Here is an 11346-nt window from a genome sequence, read left to right as displayed (position 1 = left end):
CACTCTTAATTCTCTCATAAGTACGATACTCTACATCTAAAATAAACAGTAAAAAGACCGCTCTACAAAGCGGTCTCCTTTTATACAAACAAGCGATATATAGATACAGCTATAATCTCTAATCTAAACGAGTAGAACTAACATTGTACCAACCTATCCTTCAACCAACGTCTATACGGGTAGCTTATTCAAAAACAATCCTTGCTTGGATACCCTGTTGCTCTAACAGGTACAGCAAGCCTCCGCCATCGATTAACTCAATCGGCTTATCTTTCGCAAATTCGTAAGCATCAGGCCCATAGCTTTTGGTTGTTACCAAAATTCCTTTGTTAGCTCCCTCATTCATCATCGTTCCATACAAATCTCGAACAGACGAAACGCCAACCGTATTTTTATAACGCTTTGCTTGAATGACTACTTTACCACCTACAATGGGTCTAGTATCAAAGGCAACGCAATCGACGCCACCGTCTTTAGAAGAGCGCGTCTGTTTGGCGTCTAACCCCATCATTCCAAATAAATCTGTGACCAGTCTCTCAAACTCAAACGGATTCAAGTCCATCAAGTTAGGCAGATTTTGCAAAGAATCGAGCATACTCTCATGATCGACAAACCGCTTATCTACCATATTGAACTCCACGACCGGTTTTACCGCTTGCAGTTCAGAAGGTCTAGGTGATACTTGTGCTCCCAAGTTCCGTAAGCACACTGACTTTTCAACACGTCTCAAATCCAGCTCATTGAACTTCGATTTGATGACTCGAACTGAAATAAGATAAGGCGTAATATCTTTCCCTGTAGCCGGGTCTACAGCCTGTACATAAGCACTAAATACAATCACATCAATAATATTGCCTTGATCAGCTTCAAATATTTCATAAAGCGTTCGCAAAGCTACACTTGCTACGACATCGGAATATATATTTTTGATCTCTACATCTTTTCTAAGCTTTTCAGTGATCTCGTCTCTAGTCTTGACATACTTATATTCTGATACGATTGGAATAAGATCTTTAGTCGGAATTTCATAATCAACAACTAACTCCCTAGAGTCAGGAAGATAAGCGAGTCGAAATTGCTGAGGAAAGTCAATTGGGTAATGGGAGCGTTCTAACACCAGATTATTATAAGCAATCACTGCTTCACTATCACCATTGCGATAACGCTCTTCAAATTGGTCAACTTCCAGATTCTCACTTGCTACTTTGGCATCAAAATTGGATTTCTGCTGCTCATAATCCGTTTTAATCGCCTCTAGCTTAGATAGACGATCTTCTTCTAAGCTCTCATACTGAATAAGATCATAATCAAACTTCTGTTGTGCCCTATCTAATGCCTGCTGATACTTATTCTCCAACATTGGCATCAATTTGCGTAGCAATGCTGATGATTTAATCTGGCTACGATAATCTTCAAAATTCGGTTTAAGTAAGGGGATTGTAAGCTCAGTTGGAGGAACAAAGCTCTTAAATTGCTCTTTATTTTTCAAAGAAGAAAATACAATTCGACTAGCGCCAGTTAATCCCTGTTCCAATAAGGCGTTCAATTGCTGAATTTGGTCGTTCACTTCATTGTTCAAGTCATCCGTTTCTTCGATTCTACTCTCGATATAACGTTGTTTTTCTTCCTTCGCAAATTGAATCTGTTGTCTTTCTCGCTCTTTCGCCAACCTAATACGCTCTCGTTCTTGACGCTTTCTAGCTGCTTCATTAAGTCTGGCTTGTCTTTCAATATCTCTTGCCATTGCTGCTATTACACTACGTTTCCTCGCCAAAACAATAACCCCTTCCAAGCTAATTGTATGTGTTTATTGATTAACTATTGTTAGCTCATAGTTCGTTTATTAATTATACATCCATTTACAGGAAAATAAATAATTTTTGTACTCCCAATGAACTAAATGGATGTATAGGATTAGGGATAAACGACTATATAAACATATCTGTTCTACTCCTATGTAATTGAATTCATTCTGTATCTCGAATGTGCAACTATTATCTGCTTTAAGATAAAAAGGGACACTCGGTGTAGTGTCCCTTTTTGTTAATGTACGTAACAGACGCTAAATAACAAAGTTCGAATTTGAAGCATATACTATCTATTCTGTATATGCTTAGTTACTTTTATTAATCTATTCATACGAAAAAGACCACCTATACAGGTGATCTTTAATCACAATCACTTCGCCCAGTACTGCTCCGCAATCCGTTGCCCTTGATTAATTTTCGCCCACTGTTGTTCCTCAGTCAGCTCATTCCCTCCATCGCAGGAAGCAAAGCCACACTGATGAGACAATAGCAAACGATCTTTTTCGATGATATTAGATGCCTCATCCAGCAAACGCAGTACACGCTCTTCATCATCCAATGTACTTGTTTTAGAAGACAGCAATCCCAGTACGACTTCCGTATTCGGCTTGTCTTTAAACACAGCCAGTGCTTCCAGCGAACCCGCACGATCATCATCCCACTCCAGGAAGAAACGATCATATTTGAGCTGCTTCAGGAATAGATTCGCGATCTTCACATACGAGCCGCCGCCCATATTTCGCGAATCGTAGTTACCACGGCAGTTGTGCGTCCACATTTTCAGACCGAGACTGTGACCGTAGTCGATAATAATATTGCTAATATCAATAAACTCCGTCGCCAGCGCCTGTACTTCCTCCTGATTGATATGCTCACCTGTATACGGAGAGTTCGGATTGTCATCCGCAAACAGCTCCCACAAGCAATCGTCGAATTGCAGAATTTTACCGCCCGCAGCCGCAAAATCGTCTACAAACTCCTTATACGCTTTCACCAGACCAGCCTTTAGCTCCTTCGTATCCTTGTACACGGAATCCGTACCGCCGATATTATCCGACCAGGACAGCTCGCCAAAAATATGAGATGGCGAAGGTACGCACAGCTTTGTCTCACGATCACCTGCACGCTCCTGTAGCTTTTTGTATACCTCGATAAAGTGGTGATTTTTGCCGCTTAGCTCGCCTGTGATACGCAGACCGATGTCTTTGCGCGTCTCATACTTCGAGCTGCCATCCGTATCACGGAAAAAGTACCCATGATCCGCAATATACCGCTCGACACCATCAAAGCCCCAGACAAAGTCCAGATGCCACATCGATTTGGAATATTCACCGTCGGTGATGATGGACAGATCGTTTTGGATTTCTTTTTCGATAACGGATTGGATGGCACGGTCTTCGCACTGCTGGTAGCCGTCGAATTCCTGGTAGAATGGGTATTGGATGTCATCACGATGTTCGATTTGGGTTTTGTATTCTAGCAGTTCAGCCGGACGAAGCAGGCTACCTACGATTTGGAATTTATCACTCATGTGGGAATCCTCCTGGTTGGGTGGTTTTTGTGGTTAGATTGGGTGGTGCTTACCGTCGATTATTTTATGGGTTAATTTTAGCATGAGTGGAAGGAGTGTATGTAAAGCTGAAAAGGTATGACTGGTTATAGGGAGGAGCTATGGCAGGATTTGGGAAAGATTATATCTGGTATGTAGAATATATCTAATACCGTCGTGTATCCAAGTATGAGGTAGATTAGTAGAGTGTTTTTAATAAATTGAAAAAGATCAGCGCTAGATACTGACCTTAGGGTCAAGGTATTCATACCTTACCAATATTGCTATTAAATTTTTCGAAGTATAAATTAACCATGTGAAAAGTAAAGTAGATTGTTACAAAGCAGTTATTCCAGGTTCACTTAGAGATTTTAACTCTATACTTATTCTCTTCATCTTCTTTTTTCTCATCGTAAGCTTGTGAAACACTATCATATAGAACTGTAACTTTTCTAGTCCTCGAATAATATACATACCCCAAAACCAATGTAAGCACACCTATAATTGTTAGACCTGTTATGTTTAGCAAAGTTGTAAATAACTCGCGTTGCAAATCTTCAATACTTTTTAAAAGAATATTTAATTTTGCTTGTCTTAATTCTTCATTTGTAAAAGGAATATACTTCAGAACCAATGACTTTTCCTCTATACTAGTTAGGCGATTATTTATTTGCGTAGTTCTAGCGGAAGAATTACTAATTATAAGTCCTATAATGGTCGTTGTTAAAGCAATAGATGACATAAACGTCGCAAATAATTTTAATTGTCCATTCACCCCCTCTAAATCAGCCTTTAATACTTTAATTTCCTTTAACGAGTGTTTTTGCTTCAACTCGTCTTTAAATTTTTGAATATTTTGTAAATTAAGATTAAATGGAAGATACTTCTTGCGTTTAAGCTGAAATTCTTTTACTAAATACTTAACTACATTAGTTTGATTATTGAATTTTTCCACTCATTTACTCCTCCTCAAAATGAAAAACAACATCAAAATAATATTTCAGTTATCTTTTCACACTATTAATTGTAGCTGAATTTCATTAGAAAGCTTTCTTTTATTTTAATTTCACGAAAGGTGCTCTTAGACAAATCCGTCTCACCGCAACTGATATACTTGAATCCACCTTTATCATCCAAGTAACTGCGTTGAGTAAATCTCCTCGCTAGATATTATATTTCAAATAAGTTTGATTTTGAACGTGCTTATTGTTGTATGTTAGAGTACTGTAGTCTTATTCAAGAAATTGGATAATTTCACTAAGTCTGCTCTAATAATATGTTTGTAAAATAGAAAGGCACGTACCCTAATATCCATTAAAATGTAGATGATTTAAGATTGTGGTATACCAAAATCAAGGAAAATATCTCAATCTCGCACGTAAAGTAGAGTAAGTATATTATCAAAGAGTTAGTTGAATCACAAAGAATAGCATATTATTCGATAACAAGTAGAGCAAAAGATGTAGAAATCTGTATTAAAAAAGCGTCTAAAGATAAATATAAAAATCCGATAAAGCAAATCTAAGATATTGCCGGAATTCGCATAATAACATTTGTAATATCTGAAGTCCTTCGATGTTCAGAGATTATAAGACCTCTTTTTGAGATCGATGAACAGAATAGTAGTGATAAGGGCAAGAAATTAGAGACAATAGGGTTGGTTATCGATCTGTACACTATATTGCTACTCTATCCGATGAAAGAGTAAATTCACCTGAATTCAACGGTTACACAGGATTAAATTCTGAAATCCAAATTAGAACTTTGCTAGACATGGTTGGGCTGATATCTCTCATTATAGAAGTTACAAATTTCAAGGTGAATTCCCTTTGGAGTATGATATTCAACACAGCTTTGTAATAGCATCAGCAATTCTATAACTTGTAGATAGAGAGTTTGATTCTATTGTAAAAACTCTACTTGATTATAAAACTACAGTTAAAGAAAACACCATTACAGCAAATTTCAATCACCTTTCTTAAAGAATCACTTTGTTTGCTAATGCAATTTTCTTAATAAATCCATAGTTATCGACTAGACGAGATAATTACATCCTTGGTAAATTTAACATAGACGGTAAGAGGGGGTTTTTGTTCATTGAATGAATTTCAGAAACATTTATTAGGAGCAGAGTACTTAGGATATTCTATATCTTCCAGGGATCTCATGGAAATTACCCCTGAGGCTAACAAAAAGATAACAGTCAAAAGACACTTTCTACAGACCTCTCCCAGTTCACCCATCGGCTTACGATCAGACCTTGTGAAATTCTCACCATTTCCACAAAATTTATTTGGGTATGTCAGAACTACATCATGGGATTTTGATAATGACCGCTCCGATCTACATGACTTAATTTCTTGTATCGTAGGAATTACACTAAGACATTACAATATTTCTACATCTTTATTAACAGTTACCCATGAAGACTTAGGTTTAACAAAAATGCCAGCAGAAATATATGCTAGATTGCTATCTTTTGAGAGGCATAGACTTTCTCACTTTGAAGAAAGTGACATCCCTTCCGATGCAATTCAGCAAGTCTTCCTCGGAACGTATTTTGCTGCCTTCTTAATGGATAATGTTTTTTCTTATACTTCAAGTCATTATCCAATTTGGGAACAGTTTGAAGACCGTGCCAATAAAATAGCTAGATTTCTTGATAAAAGAGTTATTTCGGGTAAACAAAATTTCATGTGCAGGAAAAATCCAGATTGGTTTTGGTTCAGAAGCTTTAAATCAGGAATTAGTATTTTTTCTTTTGATGAATCTACCCTGAATAATTTTAAGGCAGCATTTGAACAAGAGTTGTCTACAATGCAATTTCAAGGGGTTACCAGAGACATAATAAAATTCAACGAAATGGGACATGCAATATGCCCAAAAAAATTAGATCGAGGATACGCGACATTGGAATTCCTAAAAGATAGTAATTATCAAAAACCGAAAATTATCCCTATTGAAAACAAGTTTTTTTTAATCGGTAAAAACCATATCCTCGCTATCGATGATGAATGTGGGGAAGAAAGCTATAGGAAAGAGTTACAACAGATAAAATTGAGAAACGATGAGGAAAGAAGATTCCTTTTTCCTAGCCCAAATTTTGTTTGGAGCGTACCAACCAACCCGGATCGTTTTGAAAAATTATGCAAAGAACTTTTACAGCAAGAATCCCATGTAACAAGAATTAAACGGGTCAGTAGCATTAATGAGGGGGATGGTGGAAAGGATTTAATAGCCGAATGGCTCTTTCTAAACCCATCTCCCAACAGCGCAGACAGTTCTCCATATATTCTAAAGAACATACTGGTTCAGTGTAAGGCATATAAAAATAGTGTGGGTAAAGATAGAGTTCAAGATATTAGAGACACTATTGATATGAATAATGCAGATGGTTACCATTTAATTGTCTCAAGTCAGCTCACAACACAATTATTTGATTATCTAAGTATACTAAGAAAAAGAGGTATTCAGATTGACTGGTGGACAAGAGACGATTTAGAAGATAGATTGCGAAAGCACCCAGATGTTGTTGATCGTTTCTTGGATATTGTTAAACCCACATAGCAGACTATATTAAGTATTTTTAAGAAAGAAAAAGAGCAGCCAAAATTGGCTGCTCTTTGCGTTAAGGTTATGCTGGTCTTCCTCCATTACGCATAGATCTAATTATATCAAAATGGCAGAACGGGCATTTTAGAGGTGAATTTGACGGCGCCGCAGGGTGGATCTTATTTAATAACTGTACTGTAGCAGCATGATAATTGGCGCATTCTACTAGGAACGCTTGTTCCTTCGTCCAATGTACATCATACGTAAAATAATGCGCCTTCCGTGCGTATGGATGCGTTAACAATCGGTGCTGTAGATCTGTATCCGAGCGACCAACGTAGACCAGATCCACTCGCTCGCCTTCTCGGCGAAATAATTGGTAACTTCCGATATACCCTTTCGGGATTAAACATCGAACCATCCAAGGCACAAAGCGATACATCCTTGCCCGTGGAGAAGCCATTACGCCACCTCCCAGAGAAGACGAAAAGCAGCCCGCGCCCGCGAGATCCAAACGCGTACCTGTTCTTTAGTAGCCCCTTCTCGAAGAGCAATCTCCTCTACCGAAAGTCCTTCGTAAAGGAACTGCAATATTTTTCGGTACCTTTCGTTCAGAATAGAACGGTTGAGGATGTCCACGAACATATGTTCATGAATCGAAGAAGTAGAAGCGGGTAAGTAGTCCCAAACAGCTTCACTATCACTAACTAGATACTTGGAACGTTTTTTGAGGGCAATACCGGCGTTACGCCAAGCGGAATAGGCCAGTTTCTGTGGATCACCGGACTTCTCATGATGCCTAACTAACTCATCGAGGGCCCGTTCATAACGATCGAGGGAGTACTGGGAGTTGGTTTTCTTTACCATCCCCTGAAGATAGGAAATGGCCTTGAAGATTTCGTTTGTCATGATAACGCGCTCCTTATCGTTGTGATCGCCAATTGGTCGGTCACAGTAGGGTTTGGGTTTCACGGAGATATTCTGTTAACATCTACCAATATAATACCGTAAAGATGGTTAAGGGGGAAGCCCCCCTTCAACATTTGTTCTCCTTACTTTAATAGCTCTTGTACATAAGCGGCTGAGAACTGCCCCCAGTAACTACGCAGATCAGCATAGGCATCATCAGGGGTTAGATGCATATTCTCAGCCTTTGCATAGGCCATAAAGAGTACATCCATCGCCCCCTCAACAAGTCGAGCAAATCGCAACAGTTCTTCAGCAGAAACCAATTCGGGATCGCTGTCCGCGAGCTCTTTTACAGGGTCATACACTCCCCGAATAAAGGGATGACGATGATTAAGTTGAATAATCGCTCTCCCATTAAGATGTGTGATGTCAAAAAGTTCTTTTCCCGGCCAGGAGCCATCGCTCAGCGTGATCGGCAACTCAGTAACCTTTTGTTTGAATGCATCAGCTGCATCTTTATCAGTATCTGGATCGATGCCTTGGTCCAGTAGGAGATCTTTCAGTTTCTCTTCGGCATCTTTCTCGGAAATATTCAAACCACCACGACCGCGAGGTGATGTCTCTTCTGCCCTTTTCATTGCATCTGTAGCTGGTGTATGGGATTCTTCTTCCTTCCTTTGCTCACGAACAGTTTTGTTCCAGGTCTCTTCAATTTTTTTTCGGGCGGCCATGAAAGGCTTTTGAATCGCTGCTCTCAACTCACTACGTAGTTTATCAACAGGAACCGCACCCCGCTTCACATTGCGAACTTGGAAGTATTCATCCAGTGTAGCAGGAAAATCAATTTCGACTCCGATAAACCGATCTTGATCTTTTCTAGCAGGAAGAAATCGAGAAATCGTGTCGTAATATATCTCTCGACCATTACGAAGAATACTCACTTTCCCTTCATTGTCACTGATATAAAGGGGGGAGTATTTCTTAACAGAACCCTTTTCTCCACCTTCACCTCTTACCCGACGTACTTCCTCAGGAAGAAGTGTGACCGAATAGATTACTTTTTGGCCGTCAATTTCAATTGAATCTGACTGAATGATTTCTGCTGTAGCGTTCTCACCGAGCAATTCCGAGGCTCGTTTGCTTTCTAGGATGAAAAGCGGATCGTGGAGATCAATCTCCTTCTCATTCATCTGAATTTTCAGTCCTTGATTGATAAACTTACGGTATGCACGCGCCAAGAACTTGGTTAGCTCCTGAAGGCGCTGTTGGTTAGAATTGCCGAACTTTCCACCTTCGACAAGTCGGTCGATCTTTGACCAAATGACGAGGGTTCCCGACTCGAAAGAATCACTTTTTTGTCCATCTTGCATCAAGCCGTCGTATTCGACAGGGAAGTTGGAGAACTTCTCGGTACGAATCTCCGTTTGTACCCCATTTGATATTTCCGTAAGGTCAATGTATGCGTGATAAATTGCTTCTTCCCCCAGGGGTTTCGTATAGATATCGATTCGTTTGCCCTGACTGATACCGGCCAGTTTCATGCCGACACCGAAGCGTCCGAGCCCTTGCCGCTGGTTGTAACGTGTGGAGTACCCAAGCTTAAGCACGGAGGCTAAATCTCTTGGGTCAATCCCTTTGCCATTGTCCGCAAAAGCAATCGCATCGATTTGCTTTGCTCCGAATGTCTTTATCTTTAGAATCGAGGCATTTGCCTCAATCGAGTTGTCAACCGTTTCTCCACATGCTGTGGAAAGATCAAAACCTGAATCACGGAGACTTTCTAGCGCTCGATCTACTTGAATCAGATCAGACGTCATTCCATCTTGTCTTACATTCGCTACTTGCTTCATTTAAAAATTCTCCTCTCGGGGGCACCCTTATGGTTGTGACCCGTCTGTTTGATAAGCCGATCACTATCCGAAATGAGAATGCCATTTCTAGTCTTTCTCGTTCGTTCATTATCGGCTTTCACTTATATAGGGGCCTGAGCAACCCAAAAATTTCACTCGACAAAAAACTTTTTTTACCCGGCATAAGCAACCTAAGATCGGCGGACAAACCTAAACGCAAAAGAGCGATAAGAATAATAGCTCTTATCGCTCTTTTGCGTTTACTTAAACCAAGTCGTGATTGCAAAACCTCTGGCAAAGTAAAAAGTGTTCGTTTTTAACTCCTTGTATGGAGGCGAGGGGAGTCGAACCCCTGTCCGAAGATAACGCAACATAAGCTTCTACGGGTGTAGTTACAGCTTTGATGTCACCCTAGAGACTCCCTGTAACCGGATTCCCTTCGGGTCAGCCTGGTTGTCTTCTTCAGCACACCTCAGGCGGAGATGTGACAGCGTAGCCCACTTAGAGTTGGGCCCTCATCCTGGCACATGGGCGATGCGAGGCGAGAGCACGATTCACAGTTTCTTAGGCTGCGAAAGCGTAGTTGTTTTGTTGTTTGCCGTTTAATAGGCTTTAGCGTTGATAAAGCGGACGCGTCCCCACTACCCGCTACTCATGCCCGACCTACCCCCGTCGAATCCAAGAACGCCCCCTTAATAAAAAGGGTCTGGATCAATACGGGACGAGCGCATGAGTCTCGTCTTCCGAAATGTCTGCTTCAAGCAGCCTTTCCCTCCATAGAAAGGGCTACCTTGGGAACCGACATGACTGTTTACTCCAGTTGGAGCAAGCGGCACTAGGTTTCCTCACAGACTTTGATTATACTACATTTCACTACAAAATGGTAGCGGCGCAGATGGGATGGCTCGGGATATACGAATAAAATATATACCATGTATCGTCTACTCACACTCACCTGGCTGACTAACTGCCTATTGTATTCGTTACCACATAGAGGATACGATGAACCACCGCATCCTCGTCTGTATGTTAGATCAACGCTTCTGATTCTCACGCAATGCACGCTGGATATCGCGCTGTGCATCTCGTTTCGCCGCTGTAGCACGCTTATCATGCTGCTTCTTACCTTTACCCAGTCCGATCAGCAGCTTGGCGTAGCCATTGCGGATGTAGATTTTTAGCGGAACGATCGTGTAGCCGTCGCGCTTAGAGGCGCCGATCAGCTTGCTGATCTGTTCCTTGTGTAACAGTAGCTTGCGTGTACGAGTCGGGTCTGCCGGATTGCTGCGGTTGCCTTCCTCGAACGGGCTGATATGCATATTGTGTAGGAACACCTCGCCATTACGGATCGTGGAGAAGGCATCGTTAATATTCGCGCGTGCGCGGCGTAACGATTTGATCTCGGTTCCGGTCAGCACCATGCCTGCTTCGTACGTGTCCTCGATAAAATAATCGTGGGACGCTTTTTTATTTTGAGCGAGTACTTTGTTTTCGCTTTTTTTGGTTGCCATCTGTGGTCCTCCTTCCGCATAAGTTCCCGCGCAGGGAGTTACGGAGTAGATTCAGGTATCTATTGGCTTGAAGTCAATGATACCGTACTTAGTGTATTCGTCGCCATTTCGTCATACCTATCACTGCATACGGAAAATATATGAACTACTCTGGCGCCGATTCGTTG

At 40.9% G+C, this 11346-nt stretch carries 8 protein-coding genes and 1 other RNA gene; 2 read left to right on the top strand and 7 right to left on the bottom strand.

The window, feature by feature from the left end; translation table 11 throughout:
* Positions 1 to 184: 184 nt before the first annotated feature.
* From SK066_RS00840 to SK066_RS00830, 3 genes are all read right to left on the bottom strand, one after another.
* Positions 185 to 1774: a restriction endonuclease gene (locus SK066_RS00840; RefSeq protein WP_320543263.1), complete on the bottom strand. Its 1590-nt coding sequence runs from the start codon at positions 1772 to 1774 to the stop codon at positions 185 to 187.
* A 404-nt stretch (positions 1775 to 2178) separates the two neighbouring features.
* A complete protein-coding gene (locus tag SK066_RS00835) occupies positions 2179 to 3339 on the bottom strand; it encodes a cobalamin-independent methionine synthase II family protein (RefSeq protein WP_320543262.1) in 1161 nt (386 codons plus the stop codon).
* Positions 3340 to 3715: 376 nt separating this feature from the next.
* Positions 3716 to 4312: a hypothetical protein gene (locus SK066_RS00830; RefSeq protein ID WP_320543261.1), complete on the bottom strand. Its 597-nt coding sequence runs from the start codon at positions 4310 to 4312 to the stop codon at positions 3716 to 3718.
* Between the two features lie 1142 nt (positions 4313 to 5454).
* Here SK066_RS00830 and SK066_RS00825 point away from each other — a divergent pair.
* Complete coding sequence (locus SK066_RS00825; RefSeq protein WP_320543260.1) at positions 5455 to 6924, top strand: restriction endonuclease; 1470 nt, start codon at positions 5455 to 5457, stop codon at positions 6922 to 6924.
* Between the two features lie 447 nt (positions 6925 to 7371).
* Here SK066_RS00825 and SK066_RS00820 read toward each other — a convergent pair whose 3' ends face one another.
* The gene (locus SK066_RS00820; RefSeq protein ID WP_320543259.1) at positions 7372 to 7818 is read right to left on the bottom strand and encodes an RNA polymerase sigma factor; all 447 of its coding nucleotides are present in this window, start codon (positions 7816 to 7818) and stop codon (positions 7372 to 7374) included.
* Positions 7819 to 7961: 143 nt separating this feature from the next.
* Positions 7962 to 9668 carry an ATP-binding protein gene (locus SK066_RS00815; protein WP_320543258.1) on the bottom strand — a complete coding sequence of 569 codons (1707 nt, stop codon included), beginning with the start codon at positions 9666 to 9668 and terminating at the stop codon, positions 7962 to 7964.
* 29 nt (positions 9669 to 9697) lie between these two features.
* On the opposite strand from SK066_RS00815, the gene SK066_RS00810 reads away from it, so the two are divergent.
* Positions 9698 to 9988, top strand: coding sequence for a hypothetical protein (locus tag SK066_RS00810; RefSeq protein WP_320543257.1), 291 nt, complete (start codon positions 9698 to 9700; stop codon positions 9986 to 9988).
* A gap of 6 nt (positions 9989 to 9994) precedes the next feature.
* On the opposite strand, the gene ssrA is transcribed toward SK066_RS00810, so the two are convergent.
* Positions 9995 to 10360, bottom strand: a transfer-messenger RNA (tmRNA) gene (gene ssrA / locus SK066_RS00805).
* A gap of 342 nt (positions 10361 to 10702) precedes the next feature.
* Entirely contained in the window at positions 10703 to 11179 is a 477-nt protein-coding gene (gene smpB / locus SK066_RS00800; RefSeq protein ID WP_320543256.1) for an SsrA-binding protein SmpB, read from the bottom strand.
* Positions 11180 to 11346 lie beyond the last annotated feature (167 nt).

The organism is Paenibacillus hunanensis (assembly GCF_034055775.1).
Taxonomy (GTDB): Bacteria; Bacillota; Bacilli; order Paenibacillales; family Paenibacillaceae; genus Saccharibacillus; species Saccharibacillus hunanensis.
This window is presented reverse-complemented; position numbering and strand designations above follow the sequence as displayed.